General features: G+C 64.0%; 19 protein-coding genes and 1 pseudogene. 10 read left to right on the forward strand and 10 right to left on the reverse strand.

What is annotated here, in order from left to right; all coding sequences use genetic code 11:
* Window positions 1-20: 20 nt before the first annotated feature.
* From AC1ECK_RS21085 to AC1ECK_RS21095, 3 genes are all read right to left on the reverse strand, one after another.
* Window positions 21-1,052: an ABC transporter substrate-binding protein gene (locus AC1ECK_RS21085; RefSeq protein WP_480322343.1), complete on the reverse strand. Its 1,032-nt coding sequence runs from the start codon at window positions 1,050-1,052 to the stop codon at window positions 21-23.
* A 470-nt stretch (window positions 1,053-1,522) separates the two neighbouring features.
* Complete coding sequence (gene cynS, locus AC1ECK_RS21090; protein WP_480322345.1) at window positions 1,523-1,993, reverse strand: cyanase; 471 nt, start codon at window positions 1,991-1,993, stop codon at window positions 1,523-1,525.
* Window positions 1,994-2,087: 94 nt separating this feature from the next.
* On the reverse strand, window positions 2,088-2,789 hold the full coding sequence (locus AC1ECK_RS21095; protein ID WP_480322347.1) for a carbonic anhydrase: 702 nt from the start codon (window positions 2,787-2,789) through the stop codon (window positions 2,088-2,090).
* 110 nt (window positions 2,790-2,899) lie between these two features.
* On the opposite strand from AC1ECK_RS21095, the gene cynR reads away from it, so the two are divergent.
* Window positions 2,900-3,790, forward strand: a complete 891-nt coding sequence (cynR, locus tag AC1ECK_RS21100; RefSeq protein WP_480322349.1) for a transcriptional regulator CynR — start codon at window positions 2,900-2,902, stop codon at window positions 3,788-3,790.
* Between the two features lie 8 nt (window positions 3,791-3,798).
* Here the strand turns inward: cynR and AC1ECK_RS21105 are convergent, their stop codons facing one another.
* Together AC1ECK_RS21105 and AC1ECK_RS21110 are read right to left on the reverse strand one after the other, a co-directional pair.
* Window positions 3,799-4,062 carry a hypothetical protein gene (locus AC1ECK_RS21105; RefSeq protein ID WP_480322350.1) on the reverse strand — a complete coding sequence of 88 codons (264 nt, stop codon included), beginning with the start codon at window positions 4,060-4,062 and terminating at the stop codon, window positions 3,799-3,801.
* A 234-nt stretch (window positions 4,063-4,296) separates the two neighbouring features.
* Window positions 4,297-4,527, reverse strand: a complete 231-nt coding sequence (locus AC1ECK_RS21110) for a DUF3820 family protein (RefSeq protein WP_480322352.1) — start codon at window positions 4,525-4,527, stop codon at window positions 4,297-4,299.
* Window positions 4,528-4,660: 133 nt separating this feature from the next.
* On the opposite strand from AC1ECK_RS21110, the gene AC1ECK_RS21115 reads away from it, so the two are divergent.
* The 4 genes and pseudogenes from AC1ECK_RS21115 to AC1ECK_RS21130 all read left to right on the forward strand — a co-directional run bounded on the left by AC1ECK_RS21115 (window position 4,661) and on the right by AC1ECK_RS21130 (window position 8,958).
* Window positions 4,661-5,713, forward strand: coding sequence for an NADP(H)-dependent aldo-keto reductase (locus AC1ECK_RS21115; RefSeq protein ID WP_480322354.1), 1,053 nt, complete (start codon window positions 4,661-4,663; stop codon window positions 5,711-5,713).
* 217 nt (window positions 5,714-5,930) lie between these two features.
* Window positions 5,931-7,055 (forward strand): annotated as a pseudogene (gene mnmH / locus AC1ECK_RS21120) (tRNA 2-selenouridine(34) synthase MnmH); the annotation flags it as partial.
* 178 nt (window positions 7,056-7,233) lie between these two features.
* Complete coding sequence (locus AC1ECK_RS21125; RefSeq protein ID WP_480322356.1) at window positions 7,234-8,298, forward strand: permease; 1,065 nt, start codon at window positions 7,234-7,236, stop codon at window positions 8,296-8,298.
* 237 nt (window positions 8,299-8,535) lie between these two features.
* Window positions 8,536-8,958, forward strand: coding sequence for a hypothetical protein (locus AC1ECK_RS21130; protein ID WP_137958283.1), 423 nt, complete (start codon window positions 8,536-8,538; stop codon window positions 8,956-8,958).
* Window positions 8,959-9,046: 88 nt separating this feature from the next.
* Here the strand turns inward: AC1ECK_RS21130 and AC1ECK_RS21135 are convergent, their stop codons facing one another.
* Both AC1ECK_RS21135 and nodI read right to left on the reverse strand, forming a co-directional pair.
* Window positions 9,047-9,874: an ABC transporter permease gene (locus tag AC1ECK_RS21135; protein WP_480322358.1), complete on the reverse strand. Its 828-nt coding sequence runs from the start codon at window positions 9,872-9,874 to the stop codon at window positions 9,047-9,049.
* A gap of 17 nt (window positions 9,875-9,891) precedes the next feature.
* The gene (gene nodI / locus AC1ECK_RS21140; protein WP_480322360.1) at window positions 9,892-10,806 is read right to left on the reverse strand and encodes a nodulation factor ABC transporter ATP-binding protein NodI; all 915 of its coding nucleotides are present in this window, start codon (window positions 10,804-10,806) and stop codon (window positions 9,892-9,894) included.
* A gap of 250 nt (window positions 10,807-11,056) precedes the next feature.
* Here nodI and AC1ECK_RS21145 point away from each other — a divergent pair, with 250 nt between their 5' ends.
* Entirely contained in the window at window positions 11,057-11,539 is a 483-nt protein-coding gene (locus AC1ECK_RS21145) for a universal stress protein (protein ID WP_480322362.1), read from the forward strand.
* A 96-nt stretch (window positions 11,540-11,635) separates the two neighbouring features.
* On the opposite strand, the gene AC1ECK_RS21150 is transcribed toward AC1ECK_RS21145, so the two are convergent.
* The 3 genes from AC1ECK_RS21150 to lexA all read right to left on the reverse strand — a co-directional run bounded on the left by AC1ECK_RS21150 (window position 11,636) and on the right by lexA (window position 13,404).
* Window positions 11,636-12,286, reverse strand: coding sequence for a DUF2939 domain-containing protein (locus tag AC1ECK_RS21150; protein WP_480322364.1), 651 nt, complete (start codon window positions 12,284-12,286; stop codon window positions 11,636-11,638).
* Between the two features lie 89 nt (window positions 12,287-12,375).
* Window positions 12,376-12,720, reverse strand: coding sequence for a hypothetical protein (locus tag AC1ECK_RS21155; protein ID WP_480322366.1), 345 nt, complete (start codon window positions 12,718-12,720; stop codon window positions 12,376-12,378).
* A gap of 30 nt (window positions 12,721-12,750) precedes the next feature.
* Window positions 12,751-13,404, reverse strand: a complete 654-nt coding sequence (gene lexA, locus AC1ECK_RS21160) for a transcriptional repressor LexA (protein WP_480322368.1) — start codon at window positions 13,402-13,404, stop codon at window positions 12,751-12,753.
* A gap of 324 nt (window positions 13,405-13,728) precedes the next feature.
* Here lexA and AC1ECK_RS21165 point away from each other — a divergent pair, with 324 nt between their 5' ends.
* From AC1ECK_RS21165 to AC1ECK_RS21180, 4 genes are all read left to right on the forward strand, one after another.
* Window positions 13,729-14,769 (forward strand): sulfate ABC transporter substrate-binding protein, encoded by a 1,041-nt coding sequence (locus AC1ECK_RS21165; RefSeq protein WP_480322370.1) that lies wholly within the window; start codon window positions 13,729-13,731, stop codon window positions 14,767-14,769.
* Between the two features lie 85 nt (window positions 14,770-14,854).
* On the forward strand, window positions 14,855-15,751 hold the full coding sequence (cysT, locus tag AC1ECK_RS21170; protein WP_480322372.1) for a sulfate ABC transporter permease subunit CysT: 897 nt from the start codon (window positions 14,855-14,857) through the stop codon (window positions 15,749-15,751).
* Window positions 15,748-16,716 carry a sulfate ABC transporter permease subunit CysW gene (gene cysW, locus AC1ECK_RS21175; protein WP_480322374.1) on the forward strand — a complete coding sequence of 323 codons (969 nt, stop codon included), beginning with the start codon at window positions 15,748-15,750 and terminating at the stop codon, window positions 16,714-16,716. The genes cysT and cysW overlap by 4 nt, the downstream gene beginning before the upstream one ends.
* Window positions 16,717-16,782: 66 nt before the next feature.
* Entirely contained in the window at window positions 16,783-17,841 is a 1,059-nt protein-coding gene (locus AC1ECK_RS21180; RefSeq protein WP_480322376.1) for a sulfate/molybdate ABC transporter ATP-binding protein, read from the forward strand.
* Window positions 17,842-17,863 lie beyond the last annotated feature (22 nt).

A 17,863-nucleotide genomic window follows, 5' to 3' on the forward strand; every position in this document is an offset into this window, starting at 1 on the left:
GTTCATGATGCGCTCGGGGTTTAACTAGCCAGGCTCGCCTGGATTTTCGACGCGACGTCGGCGGGCACCCACTGTTTCCACATCTCCGGATGCGTGCGCAGGAATTGCGTGGCCATCGTGCTGCCGTCGACCTTCTTGACACTCATGTCGAGGATGGTCTCGTTCAGGAAGTCCATCGGGAACTGGACCTTGTCGAACATCGCCATCAGTTGCGGGTCGGCGTTGTAGAACGGCGTCGACACGCCCACCGTCACATGCGAGACCATGTATGACGACGCACACTGCGAAGTGCTGCTTTCGTCACGCAGCGTCTTCCAGCAATCGGCGTTGTACGGTGGCATCTTCAGTTCGGTGAGCTTGTATTTGGCCATCAAGGCGGCCGGCCCCCAGTAGTAGAAGAGGATCGGCTTGCCGCGCGTGTACGCGGAGGCGATCGCCGCATCGAGTGCGGCGCCGGTGCCCGGGCGGAAGTTGGTATACGAATCGTCGAGCTTGAGCACTTTCAGCAGGCGCGAGTTGACGCGCTCGCAATCCCAGCCGCTCGGGCAATTGAGAAAGCGGCCCTTGTTGGGTTCTTCGTCATCCACGAACACATCCTTGTACTTCGGCAGATCGGTCACGGCAACGAGTCCCGGCGCCGACGGCTTGATGCCGCGCGCGGCGTCGCCCTTCACGACATAGTCAGGCACGAACCAGCCTTCCTTGGTGCCGCCCGGCAGAGTGTCGCCGACCAGCTTGACGCTGCCCGACGCGACGGCTTTCGCGGTGATCTCGCTGCGGCCTGTCCATTGTTCGGCCCATACCTGTACATCGTTGTGTGCGAGGGCGGTTTCCGTAGCGGCGGTGCTGCCGGGGACCACGTCGGTTTTACAGCCGTAGCCTTTTTCGAGAATCTGCCGCAGCACTTCGGTGGCGAACGCGCCGCTCTCCCATGTGATGCCGGCAAAGTGCACGGTCTTGCCCGCGCCGCACCAGTTGTCTGCCGCATGGGCCGAGCCGGTTGCGAGTAACGCAGCGGTCAGAAAGGCGGCGCGAAATTGTCTGAGTTTCATGGTTGACTGTCTCCTGTCCCATTGTCTGAATGTCTTTTTAGTTGATCGCCGTAGTATGCGAGCGTGACCCCAGGCGGGGCGTACAGCGCGACTGCCCAAGCCTTCGAGCAGACCCGATCCGCATACGACGGTGTAGCGTGATTGTGCTGTTCGTTGCCGCCGGCGAAGAACTGATGTTTTTTGATCTCAGGTATGAGCCTGACTCAACTTCGGGTTTTTACCGAGCGGGCGAGGGAAGTGGGACGGCAGGGATGTGCCAACACAATGGGTGGGGCGTGTGGTGGCCGCGAGCGCGGCTGCCGACAGACAGCAACCATCCTGCATGGGATCAGAGTAACGCGCTATGGGACCAGAGTAACCGCTAAAGCGCCAACTCTGGTCGACACGCCAACTCTGGCTGACAGCTAAAGCGCTAACCCCGGCCGACCGCGGTCGGGCTGCATAAGACCGGAGCAAGCGCCAATTCAGCTTCAGAACGGCTTGTACGGCAGGAACTTGCCATCGAGCGTGATCACTGCGCGCGAGCCGCCCTCGGGGTCGTCCACCTTCTTGATATCGAGCTTGAAGTTGATCGCACTGATGATGCCGTCGCCGAACTGCTCATGCACCAGCGCCTTGAGCGTCGTGCCGTAGACCTGCACCATCTCATAGAAGCGGTAGATGGTCGGATCGCTCGGCACGCTGTCGGCGAGGCTGCCGCGCAGTGGAATGGCCTGTAACAGGCGGATGGCGTCCGCGTCGAGTTCGAGCCGCTTGCCCACCAGTTCGGCGGCATCGGCCGGCAGCGCATGCTGCCCGAGCAGGGCAGCGGTCACGTAGGCAAGGCTCAAGCCCGTGCCCTCGGCAAGCGCTTGCCACGAGAGGTTCTTGCGCAGCTTTGCGTCGATGATGGTGTCGGTCAGTTGCAGGCGGGCGGCCTGACTCACTTGGGATTGCAGCATCGTGGTTCCTTTCCTCGACTAAACGGGCTAAGTGGGTGGAGCGGGTGAGGCGGGTGAAGCGGATTGCCTGGATGAGCGGGTCTGCAGGTCGGGCCTAGCGGGCCTCGCCGGTCCGATCTTCTTCAGTGGCCTGGGTGGCCTCAGCGCCATGCGTGCGCATCGCGCAGGCATCCGGATGATCGACCAGCGAAACGAACCGCGGCGGATTGGTGCTGCCGTCGATGGTGTCGATCGCGCCTTTCTCGATATCGTAGACCCAGCCATGAAGGTTCAGCCGCCCTTGCGAGAGCGCCACCGCAACCGACGGATGGGTCTTGATGTTGGCCAGCTGGGCCTCGACGTTATCGCGCACCAGCGCATTGAGGCGCGCCTGGGGCGTGGCATGGTTGCGCGCGGCGTTGACGGCCTTGGCCGCATCGGCGTGCCGCAGCCAGGCGGCCACGGCCGGCAGGTGATCGAGGCACATGCAGCTCGAGATGGCGGTCATCGCGCCACAATCCGAATGTCCGCAGATAACGATGTCCGTGACGCCCAGCACGGCGACCGCATATTCGACGGTCGCCGAGACGCCGCCCGGTTCCGGCCCGTACGACGGCACGATATTGCCGGCGTTGCGGATCACGAACATGTCGCCCGGCTCGCGTTGCGTCAGCAATTCCGGTACCACGCGGCTATCCGAGCAGGTGACGAACAGCACGCCGGGATTCTGGCTGGTGGCGAGCCGCTTGAAGAGCGCGGAACGGGCGGGGAACACCTCACGCTGAAATTTCAGAAAGCCTTCGATGATGTCCTGCATGAGCGTTTCTCCCGGTACAGACCAATGCCACAAGCATGATCTCATTTGACTATAGGGTCCAAGACCGGATTATGATGGATCCAATAAGTCCTATCTATAGTTGAGCCGGCATGCTGCTACGTCATATTCGCTATCTGCAGGCGGTTGCAGAACATCAGAACTTCACGCGCGCGGCCGAGGCCTTGCACGTCTCGCAGCCCACGCTGTCGCAGCAGATCCGCCAGCTCGAAGACGGCCTGGGGGCGCAACTGTTCGACCGCTCGGGCCGCACGGTGCGGCTTACCGATGCGGGCGAAGCCTATCTGCGCCATGCGCGGCGCGCGCTGCAGGATCTCGATGCCGGCCGGCGCGCCATTCATGACGTGCGCGATCTGAGCCGCGGCACGCTGAGGCTCGCGGTCACCCCGACTTTCACGGCCTACCTGATCGGTCCGTTGCTTGCCCGTTTCAACGAGCGTCATCCGGGCATCGCCGTAAGCCTCGAGGAGACCACGCAGGATCGCATCGAAGCGGCGCTGGCCGACGACCGGCTCGATATCGGCATTGCGTTCGACGAGATCCGTGCGCCGGAACTCGACAGCGAAGCGCTATTCGTCGAAACGCTCAGTCTGGTGGTCGGCCCCGCGCATCGCTGCGCCGCGCAGACGGTGGCGCTGCCGGCGTCTGCGGTGGCGGCGGAGTCGTTCGTGCTGTTGAACGGCGATTTTGCGACACGCCGCTATATCGATCTGTACTGCCGGCAGCAGGGCATCGTGCCGCGGGTGGCGATCGAGGTGAATTCGATTAGCGCGGTCGTGGAGATCGTGCGGCGCGGGCAGCTCGTCACGGTGTTGCCCGATGCGATTGCCCGCGAGCACGAGGGCTTGCATCCGCTTGCGCTGAAGCCGCCTTTGCCGCGCCGCACGGCGGCGCTGCTGTGGCGCAGCGGGGCGTACCGGAGTGTGGCGTGCGATGCGTTCGCAGCGCTGGCGGTGGAGTGGGGCGCAGGCGTGCCGCGTTAGCGCGAAATTCAGTGCGAAAGGCTGATCGGCGGGAGCAGGTGCAGCGTGTGCTGCAAGATCGGGTACACGCCGACGATGAAGGCGGCGTAGAGCGCGGCCATCGTGACACCGGCGGCTGTCCCCCAGATGTCGCGCGACGCGGCGCCCTGGCGAAAGTGCACCGGCAGCCCCACGATCAGGTAGCCGAACACGAAGAATGCAAGGACAGCCGACACGGGCGACATATCGTGGCCGATGTATTCGAGCAAATGAATCAGGCTGAGATTTTGCATAGAGTCATGCAGGAACTGAAGAGTAAAACTAGGTGAGTCGAGGCGATTACAACTGATGCGCGAAAACAGGTCAAGCGCCAAAAGGTTAACGTTTTTTACATGTGAAATGGCACGCTCGACAGCTTTCAGTTGTGTATTTTTAGTCGTGTAATTGTCGACTGATTTTGCAGAACTGAAAGCTTGGTCCGACCCGAATCACGCCTATCGTTTCATCATAAGGCAACACGATGCGGCTCAGCTTGCCGGTTTTTCGCGGCCAGCGCGCAACGGTTCGATCAATGACGACAGACCGTTGTGGTCGATCTCGTGCATCAGGGCCAGCAGGCGGCCGATCTCGCCGGGCGGAAAGCCCTGGTTCGCAAACCAGTTGAGATAATGCCCCGGTAAATCGGCAATCAGCCGGCCTTTATATTTACCGTAGGGCATGACACGGGTGACCAGCAATTCGAGGTGTTCTGGATTCATCTTCAGGCTCGCAATGTTGCGATGGGGGCGTTGCCGAATCTGGCCGCCGGTTTCATTTTAGCTGCGCTGCAAGCATTCGGCGGCCGTGGTAAGTTCGGCATCTTTCGTACACTCAGACAACAGGAACCGTTCGATGGAATACCGCAAACTGGGCAATACCGACGTCGAGGTCAGCCTGATCGGTCTTGGCACGATGACCTGGGGCGAGCAGAACACCGAGCGCGAAGCACACGAGCAGATCGACTACGCGCTCGATCACGGCGTCACCCTGATCGATGCCGCCGAAATGTATCCGGTGCCGCCGCGTCCCGAGACGCAGGGTGCGACCGAGCGCTGCATCGGCACGTGGCTCGCCCAGCATCGTAGCGTGCGCGAGAAAATCGTGCTCGCCACCAAGATTGCCGGCCCGGCGCGTCAACCGCATAACCCGCGCCATATTCGCGGCGAGGGCAATCAGTTCGACCGCAAGAATCTGACCGAAGCGCTCAACGGCAGCCTCGAGCGCCTGCAAACCGAATACGTCGACCTGTATCAGTTGCACTGGCCCGACCGCAGCACGATGACGTTCGGCCGTAGCGCGTATCCGTGGGTCGAGGATGCCTACACGGTGCCGATCGAGGAAACCCTCGCGGTGCTCGCCGAGTTCGTCAAGCAAGGCAAGGTGCGGCATATCGGCGTATCGAACGAAACGCCGTGGGGTGTCGCGCAGTTTTTGCGCGCGGCGGAAAAACTCGGCTTGCCGCGCATCGTCAGCATCCAGAATCCGTACAGTCTGCTGAACCGGACCTTCGAAGCGGGCTTGTCGGAATACAGCCATCGCGACGGCATTGGCCTGCTCGCCTATTCGCCGCTCGCGTTCGGCTGGCTGTCGGGCAAGTATGAAGGCGGCGCGCGTCCGGCGGGCGCCCGCATCACGCTGTTCGAACGCTTCCAGCGCTACAGCAAGCCGCAGGCGATGCAGGCGACCAGCCGCTATGTCGAGCTGGCGAAGCGCCATGGCCTGTCGCCCGCGCAGTTCGCGCTGGCGTTCGTCAACAGCCGCCCGTTCGTGACGAGCAACCTGATCGGCGCGACAACGCTCGATCAATTGAAGGAGAACATTGCGAGCGTGGACGTGAAGCTGTCGCCCGACGTGCTGGCGGAAATCGACGAGTTGCACCAGTTGCAGCCGAATCCTGCGCCGTAAGCGCTGCTGTCGTCAGAGAAGCGGGCCCGCTTGCCTGTGCAGCGGGCCCGCGGTCCATTCCGGCTCAGCGAATCCTGAGCTTCGCTCTCACCGCATACAGCGCGCTCAGGCCCCGCAGGCGCGCAGCCACCCCATGCGATAATTCGGCTTACCGTCTGCCTTCATCCCGGCTATTTCACCCGGCTGCGAAATCGGCCCTTCTTTACGCGTTGTCCAATTGAAAAACCTGCTTGTGCCGCTCGATGAACTGGGGCGCTTCGACGAGATCGTCGACGTGCGTACCCCGCTCGAGTTTGCCGAAGACCATATTCCAGGCGCGCTCAACGCCCCGGTGCTGAGCAATGAGGAGCGGGTGATCGTCGGCACGATGTACAAGCAGGTATCGCCGTTCGAGGCCACCCGGGTGGGCGCCGCCATGGTGGCGCGCAACATCGCGCAGCACCTCGAGACCACCTTTGCCGGGCGCCCGCGCAACTGGCGTCCGCTGATCTATTGCTGGCGCGGCGGCAAGCGTTCGGGCTCGATGACCACCTGGTTCAACCTGATCGGCTGGCAGGCGCGCCAGCTCGAGGGCGGCTACAAGGCGTATCGCGGTTCCGTGCTCGAGCGGCTGGCGAGCCTGCCGGGACAATTCGACTATGTGGCGCTGATCGGCCATACCGGCAGCGGCAAGACCCGGCTCCTGCAGGCGTTGCGCAAGGCCGGCGCGCAGGTGCTCGATCTGGAGGAACTGGCCTGTCATCGTGGTTCGCTGCTCGGCGCCTTGCCGGATCGGGCGCAGCCGGCGCAGAAGGCGTTCGATACCGCGCTGGTCGGCGTGCTGTCCGGCTTCGATGTGCGGCGGCCGGTGTTCGTCGAAGCGGAGAGCCGGCGGATTGGCGCGATCACGCTGCCGCAGACGCTGCTCGAACGCTTTCATCACGGCGCGTGTGTGGAAGTCGAGGCGAGCCATGACGATCGCATCGCTTTCCTGCTGCAGGACTACACACATTTGTTCGACAACCCGGCTTCGTTCAGGCAGCAACTCGAGCGCCTGATCGGCCTGCATAGCCGCGAGCAGGTGCGGCATTGGCAGCAGCTGATCGACGCGGGGAGCGCCGCGGGCCACGAGGGTGGGGCGGGCGACGCTGCCGCCCGTGCTGAGCTGTTCGGCGAGTTGATCGAGCGTCACTACGACCCGGCCTATCAACGCAGCAGCCGTCAGCACTTCAGCCGCCTCGGCGAGGCGCTGCACTTCCAGTTCAGGCCGAACGCGGCTGATAGCGTCGATCAGGCGGCAGCGTTGCTGGCGAGTCTGGCCGGGGCCGCCGGCGAGGCGCCGGCAGTTACGTCAGCGGTTTCACCAACGGTTTCAACAGCAGTTATGTCGACAGGCGTGTTGCAACGCGGCGACGCCGCGTCTGTTCACGCCGCCGGCGATGCAGCAACGGCGGCTGCCGGCTTGCCGGGCGGCACGCTCGCGCACCCGGCCGTCGTCAAACCCCAGTAGTCTTCGCTCCAAACCTGTCCATACCAACACGATGAAGACCACATCCCAAACCCAAACCCAACCCGCTGCCGGCTGGCTGATCTTTCTGCTGGTCGCCGTCGCCGGACTCTTCTATGTGAAGTGGTTTCCCTACTACCACCGCGCCTTTACCGCTGCCGCAACCCATTCGATCGGCAAATCGATCCTGATGGGCGCCGACGCGAGCCCGCCGGCGCCGTCGCTGGCGGCCGCCCTCAGCTATGCGCTCGCCTACGGCAAGGCGATCTGGCAGGCGATGGTGCTCGGCCTCGTGCTCGGCTCAGCGGTTCAGGTGTTGTTGCCGGTGCAATGGATCGCCCGGGTGCTGGGCAAGACCAGCTTCGGCAGCGTCGCGGCCGGCGGGCTGCTGGCCATCCCCGGCATGATGTGCACCTGCTGCGCGGCGCCCGTCGTGGTCGGTTTGCGGCAGCGCCAGGCCTCGCCGGGTGGCGCGATCGCCTTCTGGCTCGGCAATTCGGTGCTCAATCCGGCGACGCTCGTCTTCATGGGTTTCGTGCTCGGCTGGCACTGGGCAGCGCTGCGCCTCGCGCTGGGCGTGCTGATGGTGTTCGGTCTCGGCTATCTGGTGAACCGGCTGGTCACGCCGCAGGAGGCCGCGGCTGCCGGCGGACAACTGGCGCAACTCGCCGCGCAACAGGAGGCGGCGCGCGGCAATCCGTTCATGCGTTGGCTGGGACTGTTTGTGCGCATGGCGGCGCGTCTGATTCCCGAATACATCGTGCTGATCCTTTTGCTCGGCGCGGCGCGCGCCTGGCTGTTTCCGCATGTCGGCCCGGAAATCGGCAATCAGTTCGTCTGGATCGTTGCCCTGGCGGTCGCCGGCATGCTGTTCGTGATCCCCACCGCGGGCGAGGTGCCGATCATTCAGGCGATGCTCTCGCTCGGCATGGGCGTGGGTCCTGCGGGCGCGCTGCTGATGACCTTGCCGCCGATCAGCGTGCCGTCGCTGGCGATGCTGGCACGCTCGTTCCGGCCGCGTTTGCTGACGCTGGTCGCGGTGTCGGTGGTGCTGTTCGGCGTGGTGGCCGGCGGCCTTGCCGTCACTCTCGGATTCTGAACCGGGCGGGCGGCCTTTGGCGTCGCGCCCGACAAATCTCCAATGCCAGATGGCGAATCACGTCCTACACTGGGGAACGGAGGGCGTCTGGATCGAACCGCAGTCGGGCTCGGGTGAGTTGAGGCGTCCACCGGTGGTACGATTCAGCGCGAAAAAAGCACAGGCGGCGGGCACCCCCGCAGCATGCAGGGTAAGAAACCGCCGCAGACACTCGAGCGATTGCAATCAGGAAATAGAATGGCGCAACAAAAAACAAATCCGAAACTTGAACAGGCGCTGACGCGCGGGGACCTCGCGATCCGCCAGGCAAACTCGGCGCGTGCCACCGCGCTGCTGCGCGCCTTGGGCAAAATGATCATCGAAGCATCGGCAACGATCGGCGTGGAGGCCTTCACGCTGATTCCCGACGGCGATCGCATTTATGATCCCGCCGACGGCCTGTGGCCACAGGAACTGCTGGTGTCGCTCGACGGCCCGGTGGAAGAGTCCGATCCCGACGAGGTGCGCACGGTTCGCCTGATTGCCGACGATCCGGGCACGCTGTTTCGCGTCGAATGGCAACGCGCGGACGGCAAGATCGGACGTCAGGAAGGCGGCCCGTTCGCAACGGTCGCGTTTATCTCCGACGTCGAAATCCCCTGGACGGACGACGAAGACTGAGTCTTGCAGTCGCACTGTGAGCTAACGTGAGCACGGTGCGTGACCGAAGCGTGGGCGCGGGTGGCGTGCCGGGGCACATCGCCGCGCGTTAACGCATCATCCTGCGCCGGAATAGCACGGCCGCGATACAGAACGGCACGACCACGTACGCGGCCAGCACGCCGACATGCAGCGCTGCGTGATCGAGCGGGCGGCCGAGCATGGCCGGGCGGATCAGATCCACGGCGTGGGCAAGCGGTAACAACTGCGTGACGAGCTGCGCGACAGGCGGCAACTGCGCAATCGGAAAGAACACGCCGGAGAGCAGCAGCATCGGCGTGAGCGCGAGCGTCTGATAAAACATGAAGAAATCGTACGACGGGGCGAGCGCCGTCACGATCATCGCCACGGCGGCAAACGCGAGGCCGGTCAGGGCGATGACGGGCAGCGCCAGCAGCATCGACGGAAAGTTCGCATAACCGAGCGCCCCGGCCACCAGCATGATCGCCGCCCCGGACAGCAGCGACTTGCTGCCCGCCCACATCACTTCGCCCAGCACGATATCGCCTAGCGTGAGCGGCGTATGCATGATCGCCTCCCACGTGCGCTGCACGTGCATGCGCGAGAAACCCGAGTACATCGATTCGAAGCTGGCCGACATCATGACGCTCGACGCGACCGTGCCGGCCGCCAGAAACGCGATATACGACACACCGTCGACGTGCCCGACCATCAGGCCGAGCCCGAAACCCAGACCGAACAGATAGATCATCGGATCGGCGAGATTGCCGAACATCGACGCCAGCGCGAGCTTGCGCCACACCAGATAGTTGCGGCGCCATACCGCGATCCAGTTGACGGCGTTGGCGGGCAGGGCGGCAAAGGGCTCGGCGGCGGGGGCGGCCTGGCTGGGGGGATCGTAGCTGCGTGCGTCCATGTTGGTTCTATCCTGCTTCAGTCCTGCATTTCGCGGCCGGTGAGCCGCAGAAACACGTCTTCGAGATTGGCCGGCCGGTGCAGATAGCGCAGGTCCGAGCGCTGCTTCAGCCGTGCATGCACCGGTTCCGCCTGGGTGACGTAGCAGAACAGCGTTTCGCCGCTGATTTCCGTGCGTTCGGCGAGTGGCGCCAGTTCGTCGCGTAGCGCGATGGGGTCCGGTCCGTAGATCTCGATCACGTCGCAGCCGATCTCCGAGGCGATCAGGTCATTCGGCGCGCCTTCCGCAATCTTGCGCCCTTCCTCGATCACGCATAAGCGATGACAGAGCCGCTCGGCCTCTTCCATGAAGTGGGTGGTCAGGAGAATCGTCTTGCCGCGGGCGAGCAGCGAGCGCAACCGCTCCCAGATCAGATGGCGCGCCTGCGGGTCGAGCCCGGTCGTGGGTTCGTCCATGATCAGCACGTCCGGATCGTTGACAAGCGCGCGGGCCAGCGTCAGGCGCCGCTTCATGCCCCCGGACAGCTCGCCGACCCGCGCATCCGCCTTGCTTTCGAGCCGGGCGAATTCGAGCAGCGACGGCACCAGCGCACGGGTTTGCGCCGAGCTCAGGCCGAAGTAGCGGCCGAATACCAGCAGGTTTTCCCGCACGGTGAAGTCCGGGTCGAGATTGTCGAACTGCGGCACCACGCCCACGCGCGCCCGCGCAAACCGCGAGCGCAGCGGAATCGGCTCGCCGCACAGGCGGATCGTGCCGGCATCGGGCGCCGCGATGCCAAGCAACATGCGTAATGTCGTCGTCTTGCCGGCGCCGTTCGGGCCGAGCAGGCCGAAGCATTCGCCGCGCCGCACGTGGAACGACAGGCCGTCGACAACTGTCTTATCGGCATAGCGCTTGTGGACTTGCAGGAATTCGATGGCGGCTTCAGACATGGGGTCGTTGGGGATTCCGAAAGACGTGAAAGGCCGGTGCGGCTGCCCATTCTAGGGCATCGGCGCTGCAATGTCGGCGCTCGTGCACTGGCAGAGTGCGGGTTCTTGCGCTGCGGCATGCGCTGCACAACGGGCCGGACGCACTGAGCGTGTACTTTGTCGCGGTTAGCGTTTTCCATCCCTTGCAAGCTGAATTGCGGCGCACCATGATTCAGGACAGAACCGCGATCGACGCGGTAGGGAGAACATCATGGCGAGCTACAAAAAAATCCTGCTGTGCTACGACGGCTCGCGCGAAGGCCGCAAGGCGTTGCGTTGCGGGGCCGACCTGGCGCTGGACCTGAAAGCTGAAACGCATTTGCTCTCGGTGGTCGACATGCGCTCGAGCATTGCGCAGAGCGCAGGCCTCTTGACGGACGTGGCCTGCGGCAGCTTCGAGAAAACCGCCCGCGACATTCTCCAGGAAGGGGTCGACTGGCTGACCGAACGCGGCGTTAGCGCTCAAGGGCACTTTGCGTTCGGCCATCCTATAGACGAAATCGCCAACCTCGCCAATGAGTTGCACGTGGATCTCGTGGTGGTCGGCCACCGCTGCCGCACCGGGTTGTCGCGCTGGTGGATGGGAGCGGGCAACACACCGCTGCTCGATCGCGTTTCGTGCAGCATTCTGGTGGCGTGCTCGTCGGTCCAGGAGCAGCAACAGGCGGCAGCCGCTACAGCGACAGTGGCTTGACGAGGCACGCAGTGGGTCGGGCGGTGGGCTGAATCGCGCACGAGTGCGCACACGAGGTCACGCACAAGCGGATCACGTCACACCGCGCCGCGCCACCTAACCGTTCAGGTCCACGGCGGCCAGCTTCCACGAAAACAGCCCTGCGCGCCGCAGAATCGCTGAATAGCGCGTATCGTCTGCACCATGCTGATACGTGACCACGAATTCGTTGATGCCGCGATAGCCCGCCGTGGTTTGCGGCGGCGCGCTCGTTTCAGCAGTTTGTGACGCTGCGGGCGCTGGGGCGGGCGTCACGGCGCCGGGCGTTGAATTCGCGGTGCCGGCCGGGGCGTTCGCTGCGCTATCTTGCGGCACAGGCGGACGCTGGGTAGGGTCGCCACGCGGCGGCATGCCGTTCAGCAGTGCCGCAACGCCATCGGGCGTAGCGTAGGCATCGACCAGTGGACCGATCAATGCCGTGCCGATCATCGACCCGAGCGCCGCGAGCGGGTTGCTGCCCACACGGGCCTCGAGCTTTCTCGTCAGCAAGCCGGAAACTTGCTCTTTCAGACTTTCGCGTAGCGCGGGATAGTCCACATACTCGCTGACAGTTTGCGCATCGCGGGCATCGGCGGCGTGCTTCAGGCGATTGAGCGCCAGATAGGGCGACGCATAGCTGTAGCCAAGGACAGCCACGAGCGCAATCACAAGCAGTACGACGATCAGCGGCCGCGCATAGCCGCGTTTAGCAGGTGTGGAAACAGCCATCGGGCGAAACTCTCCATGAGGGGTGGTTTTAGATGGACCACATTCGCACGGAAACGATCCCTGCGCGCACCTGCACCATCCCCGCCTGCTTATTCGAACAGCGCGTTCTGCACGCCTGCCCGTTCTTCGGCGATACAACGATCAATCATGCGGCATACCGCATCCACCGTACCCACCATGATGAGGCGCGACGGGCCGTGGTAGACCCGTACCGGCGCACGCCGGGCCGGCTCCGCCGTATTGAGTCCGGAATTCAGCGACACCCGTGCGAAAGCCGGCAGCGCCGACGGCAAGGTTGAGCTCTGCGGCTCGGGTGCGTCGAACAACGAAGGAGTCGTACCGGACGCCTCGATCGGTGCGCAGGGCACCAGCTTGCGCAAATGGCGCAGACGACCGAACTGGCGGAAGGGCAGCAGGCGGGCAAGGCGTTCCATGAGTCTCTCCAGTCTTGTTCAGTGCAGGGTTCAGAACTCGGTGGGGCGGATCAGCCCCACCGCGATGCCTTCAAGTGCGAATTCCGCACTGCCGGCCTGAACGAAGATGTTTTCGTAATCGGGGTTCTCGGCGATCAGCTCGATTCCATTCGGCCGGCGCTTGAGACGCTTGACCGTCACGTCGTCGCCGAGCCGCGCAACGATGATCTGGCCGTCTTTCGCTTCGCTTTTCTTCTGCACGGCGAGCAGGTCGCCGTCGAAAATGCCGGCGTCCCGCATGGACAGCCCGCGCACTTTCAACAGGTAGTCCGGCTTGCTCGAGAAGAGTGCCGGGTCGCAGGCGTAGTGCTGCGAAATGTGCTCCTGCGCAAGGATCGGGCTACCCGCGGCCACCCGGCCGATCAGCGGCAGCGACAACTGCATCAGGCTGGGATGCGGCAAGGTGAACTGATGCGGCGCGTCGTCCTGGCCGGCCAGCAGCAGCCGGATGCCGCGCGACGCGCCTGCCGCGAGTTCGATTACGCCTTTGCGCGCGAGGGCGCGCAGATGCTCTTCCGCCGAATTGGCCGAACTGAAGCCCAGTTCGGCGGCGATCTCCGCGCGGGTGGGCGGGAAGCCGGTGCGTTCGATAGCCCGGCGGATCAGATCGAAAACTTCTTGCTGTCGTGCGGTGAGTTTGGTCATGGCGCCACTGTATGGATAGACAGGTGACTGTATTTTTATACAGTATCGGGCGCAATTCAAGCTTTACTTTAAGTTCTCGACCCTGGGTGTCGTTCCAGCGCCGCTAACCGGCGTCTAAACAGTCGTTTTCGTGCCGCAACACCGCGTCCGGCTGTCATTACCACTTTTACGTATTAAAAAATGAAGAAACATTATTTTTAATGATGAAAGCCCTTCGATAGACTGGCCTCCACTCTGACGCCCGCAACGGTGCAGACCAGATGACGCGCAGCACACAACATCGGACGCAAGGCGTCTGAACCAACCACAACGCGGAGAAGATGGATGATCGATCAGGGCACGGGGTTCGCCGGCAGGACCAGAAGACTCGTCGCGGTATTGGCGCTCGGCGCGGCCGCGGCACTCGGCCTCGCAAGCAAGGCGCAGGCTGCGGATGCGACGCTGCTGAACGTGTCCTACGATCCGACCCGCGAGCTCTACCAGCAGGTGAACGAGGCGTTCGGCAAGCAGTGGAAGGCGCAGACCGGCGAGACCGTCACCTTCAAGCAGTCGCACGGCGGTTCGGGCGCCCAGGCGCGCTCGGTGCTCGACGGGCTGCAGGCCGACGTCGTGACGCTGGCGCTCGCCTACGACATCGATGCGCTCGCCAACAAGGGGCTGATCGACAAGAGCTGGCAAAAGCGTCTGCCGGATAACGCCGCGCCGTACACCTCGACCATCGTGTTTCTCGTGCGCAAGGGCAATCCGAAGCACATCAAGGACTGGGACGACCTGGTGAAGCCGGGCGTGTCGATCGTCACGCCGAACCCGAAGACTTCGGGCGGCGCGCGCTGGAACTATCTGGCAGCGTGGGCTTACGCCGAGCATCAGCCGGGCGGCAACGACCAGAAGGCCAAAGAATTTGTCTCGAAGCTCTATAAGAATGCCGGTGTGCTCGATTCGGGCGCGCGTGGGGCCACCACGAGCTTCGTGCAACGCGGTATCGGCGATGTGCTGATTGCCTGGGAAAACGAAGCGTTCCTGTCGGTGAAGGAATTCGGCCCCGACAAGTTCGAGATCGTCGTGCCGTCGGTCAGCATTCTGGCCGAACCGCCGGTGGCGGTGGTCGACAAGGTGGTGGACAAGCACGGCACGCGCAAGCTGGCCGAGGCATATCTGAACTTCCTGTATAGCGAGCAGGGGCAGGAAATTGCCGCCGAGAATTTCTACCGGCCGCGTTCGGACAAGGTGCCGGCCGCGCTGACCGCGAAGTTTCCGAAGCTGAAGCTGTACACGGTGGACGACTCGTTCGGCGGCTGGGCCAATGCGCAGAAGACGCACTTTGCGGATGGCGGCGTATTCGATTCGATTTACTCGCCGCAGTAAAAAGGACGGCGCCAAACGTGGCGGACCGTGGCGGACCTGCGCCAGACGCTGCCGCCATGGATTTCACCCTGACCGAGCATCCAGCATGACGACGTTGACCTTCCGCAAGCCAAGCGCACTGCCTGGCTTCGGCCTGACACTCGGCATTACGGTGGCGTATCTGAGCCTCGTGGTGCTGATTCCGCTTGCGGCGACCTTTCTCAAGACGGCCTCGCTCGACTGGAGCCAGTTCGTGCGCGCGGTGGCCGCGCCGCGCGTGCTGGCGTCGTACCGGCTGACGTTTTTCTCGGCGCTCGGCGGCGCGCTGATCAATGCGGTGTTCGGCTTTCTCGTCGCGTGGGTGCTTGTGCGCTATACGTTCCCGTTCAAGCGTCTGGTCGACGCGGTCGTCGATCTGCCGTTCGCATTGCCCACTTCGGTCGCGGGGATTTCACTCGCCGCGGTCTATGCGGGCAACGGCTGGATCGGCCAGTTTCTCGAACCGCTCGGGATCAAGATCGCGTTCACGCCGGCGGGCGTGCTGGTCGCGCTGACCTTCATCGGCCTGCCGTTTGTGGTGCGCACCGTGCAGCCGGTGCTCGAAGAGTTCGAGCGCGAGCAGGAAGAAGCCGCCGCGTGCCTTGGCGCGTCGCGCTGGCTGACGTTTCGGCGCGTGGTGCTGCCGGCGGTGGTGCCGGCGCTCCTGACCGGTTTCGCTCTGGCCTTCGCACGAGCGTTGGGCGAATACGGCTCGGTGATCTTTATCGCGGGCAATGTGCCGATGAAATCGGAGATCACCTCGCTTCTCATCATCACCAAGCTCGAACAGTACGACTATGCGGGCGCGACGGCTCTCGCGGTGGTGATGCTGGTGGTGTCGTTCGTGATGTTGCTGGCGATCAATACGCTGCAGTGGTATCTGCAGCGCCGTACCCGCCGCGGTGCGGCAACGGCCGCGTTGCCTGGCGCGGTGGCTGCCGGCGTGGCCGGAGGTGTGCAATGAGCCACGATTCGGCTGCTCTGCCGCCCGCCTCGCAGGCGGCCTCGAACGCCGCGCGGCGGGCCGATCCTGTCACCGAGCCGCGTTTCGTGCGCTGGGCGTTGACGGGCATTGCGCTGCTGTTCCTCGCGCTGTTTCTGGTGGTCCCGCTCGTGGCGGTGTTCTATCAGGCGCTTGGCAAGGGCATCGGCTTTTACCTCGACGCGCTGGCCGACCCCGATGCCGTCTCCGCGATCAAGCTGACGCTCCTGACCGCGGCGATTGCGGTGCCGCTGAACCTCGCGTTCGGGCTGGCCGCGTCGTGGTGTATCGCGAAGTTCGAGTTCCGGGGCAAGGCGCTCCTGACGACGCTGATCGACCTGCCGTTTTCGGTGTCGCCGGTGATCTCCGGGCTCGTGTACGTGCTGCTGTTCGGTGCGCAGGGCTGGTTCGGCCCGTGGCTGCAGGATCACGACGTGCAGATCATCTTCGCGGTGCCGGGCATCGTGCTGGCGACGATTTTCGTGACCTTCCCGTTCGTGGCGCGCGAACTGATTCCGCTGATGCAGGCGCAGGGCAACGACGAGGAGGAAGCCGCCCACGTGCTCGGCGCTTCCGGCTGGCAGACGTTTCGCCGCGTCACCTTGCCGAACGTCAAGTGGGGTCTGCTGTACGGCGTGATCCTCTGCAACGCCCGGGCGATGGGCGAGTTCGGCGCCGTGTCGGTGGTGTCAGGCCATATTCGCGGCCAGACGGACACGATTCCGCTGCACGTCGAGATTCTCTACAACGAATACAACTTTTCGGCGGCGTTTGCCGTGGCGTCGTTACTCGCGCTGCTGGCGCTCGTCACGCTCGGTCTGAAGCTGCTCGCCGAGCGTCATCTGTCAGCCGAACTGGCGGCCGCGCGCGAGGTTCCGGCGCACGCCGGTCCCGCTGTTGCAAAGTCGTCTGCGGGGCTTGCGCCGACGCAGCACCCGGTCCAGTAGGCAACAAGTTGCATGGGACCAGAGTAACGCGCTAAAGCGCGAACTCTGGTCGACAGGAGATAACACATGGGCATCACCGTTCGTAATCTGCAAAAGCGCTTTGGCGATTTCACCGCGCTCGATAACGTCTCGCTCGACTTTCCGCCGGGCGAACTGGTTGCGCTGCTCGGGCCGTCGGGTTGTGGCAAGACCACGCTGTTGCGCGTCATCGCCGGCCTCGAATATGCGGACTCCGGCCAGGTCGTGCTGCAAGGGCAGGACGTCGCGGCAGTAGGTGCGCGCGAGCGCCAGGTCGGCTTCGTGTTCCAGCATTACGCGCTGTTTCGTCATATGAGCGTGTTCGAGAACGTCGCCTTCGGCCTGCGCGTGAAGCCGCGCAAGGAGCGGCCGTCGGAGGCGGTGATCCGCGACAAGGTGCATGAACTGCTCAAGCTCGTGCAACTGGACTGGCTCGCGCAGCGCTATCCGTCGGAACTCTCGGGCGGCCAGCGCCAGCGCATTGCGCTCGCGCGTGCGCTGGCGGTCGAGCCGAAGGTGCTGCTGCTGGACGAGCCGTTCGGCGCGCTGGACGCCAAGGTCCGCAAGGAACTACGTAGCTGGCTGCGGCGCTTGCATGACGATCTGCATATTTCGACGATCTTCGTCACGCACGACCAGGAAGAGGCGCTGGAAGTCGCGGACCGCATCGTCGTGCTCAATCATGGCCACGTCGAGCAGGTGGGCAGCCCGCAGGACGTGTACGATCACCCGCAGACCTCGTTTGTCTATGAGTTTCTCGGCGCCGCCAACCGCCTGCGCGGCACGGTCGGGCACAGCGGCTTCGTGGTGGAAGGCGCCGCGTTGCCGGTGGCCGCCGCCGCGGGCTTCGAAGGTCCGGCGTTCGCCTATGTGCGCCCGCATGACCTGCAGCTTTATCCGCAGCATGCCGGTCACCGGGACGGCATCGTCGTGGATGTGCGGCGGGTCGTGACGCTCGGCGGCTCGGTGCGTGTCGAGCTGGCGGGGCGCGAGGGCAGCGTGCTCGAAGCGGAGCTCGACCGCGAAGTGTGGCGTGCGCTGCAACTGAACATCGGCGACGGCGTGACGGTCGTGCCGCGCGCCTTGCGCGTGTTCCCGGCGCATTGAGCGCGCCCGGTCCGACTACTAC

It is taken from the genome of Paraburkholderia sp. SSBN10T (assembly GCF_056619545.1).

Excerpts from the sequence above, each read along its gene's own strand:
- AC1ECK_RS21085 (WP_480322343.1), bottom strand. The coding sequence starts at position 1,052 with ATGAAACTCAGACAATTTCGCGCCGCCTTTCTGACCGCTGCGTTACTC.
- cynS (WP_480322345.1), bottom strand. The coding sequence starts at position 1,993 with ATGCTGCAATCCCAAGTGAGTCAGGCCGCCCGCCTGCAACTGACCGAC.
- AC1ECK_RS21095 (WP_480322347.1), bottom strand. The coding sequence starts at position 2,789 with ATGCAGGACATCATCGAAGGCTTTCTGAAATTTCAGCGTGAGGTGTTC.
- cynR (WP_480322349.1), top strand. The coding sequence starts at position 2,900 with ATGCTGCTACGTCATATTCGCTATCTGCAGGCGGTTGCAGAACATCAG.
- AC1ECK_RS21105 (WP_480322350.1), bottom strand. The coding sequence starts at position 4,062 with ATGCAAAATCTCAGCCTGATTCATTTGCTCGAATACATCGGCCACGAT.
- AC1ECK_RS21110 (WP_480322352.1), bottom strand. The coding sequence starts at position 4,527 with ATGAATCCAGAACACCTCGAATTGCTGGTCACCCGTGTCATGCCCTAC.
- AC1ECK_RS21115 (WP_480322354.1), top strand. The coding sequence starts at position 4,661 with ATGGAATACCGCAAACTGGGCAATACCGACGTCGAGGTCAGCCTGATC.
- AC1ECK_RS21125 (WP_480322356.1), top strand. The coding sequence starts at position 7,234 with ATGAAGACCACATCCCAAACCCAAACCCAACCCGCTGCCGGCTGGCTG.
- AC1ECK_RS21130 (WP_137958283.1), top strand. The coding sequence starts at position 8,536 with ATGGCGCAACAAAAAACAAATCCGAAACTTGAACAGGCGCTGACGCGC.
- AC1ECK_RS21135 (WP_480322358.1), bottom strand. The coding sequence starts at position 9,874 with ATGGACGCACGCAGCTACGATCCCCCCAGCCAGGCCGCCCCCGCCGCC.
- nodI (WP_480322360.1), bottom strand. The coding sequence starts at position 10,806 with ATGTCTGAAGCCGCCATCGAATTCCTGCAAGTCCACAAGCGCTATGCC.
- AC1ECK_RS21145 (WP_480322362.1), top strand. The coding sequence starts at position 11,057 with ATGGCGAGCTACAAAAAAATCCTGCTGTGCTACGACGGCTCGCGCGAA.
- AC1ECK_RS21150 (WP_480322364.1), bottom strand. The coding sequence starts at position 12,286 with ATGGCTGTTTCCACACCTGCTAAACGCGGCTATGCGCGGCCGCTGATC.
- AC1ECK_RS21155 (WP_480322366.1), bottom strand. The coding sequence starts at position 12,720 with ATGGAACGCCTTGCCCGCCTGCTGCCCTTCCGCCAGTTCGGTCGTCTG.
- lexA (WP_480322368.1), bottom strand. The coding sequence starts at position 13,404 with ATGACCAAACTCACCGCACGACAGCAAGAAGTTTTCGATCTGATCCGC.
- AC1ECK_RS21165 (WP_480322370.1), top strand. The coding sequence starts at position 13,729 with ATGATCGATCAGGGCACGGGGTTCGCCGGCAGGACCAGAAGACTCGTC.
- cysT (WP_480322372.1), top strand. The coding sequence starts at position 14,855 with ATGACGACGTTGACCTTCCGCAAGCCAAGCGCACTGCCTGGCTTCGGC.
- cysW (WP_480322374.1), top strand. The coding sequence starts at position 15,748 with ATGAGCCACGATTCGGCTGCTCTGCCGCCCGCCTCGCAGGCGGCCTCG.
- AC1ECK_RS21180 (WP_480322376.1), top strand. The coding sequence starts at position 16,783 with ATGGGCATCACCGTTCGTAATCTGCAAAAGCGCTTTGGCGATTTCACC.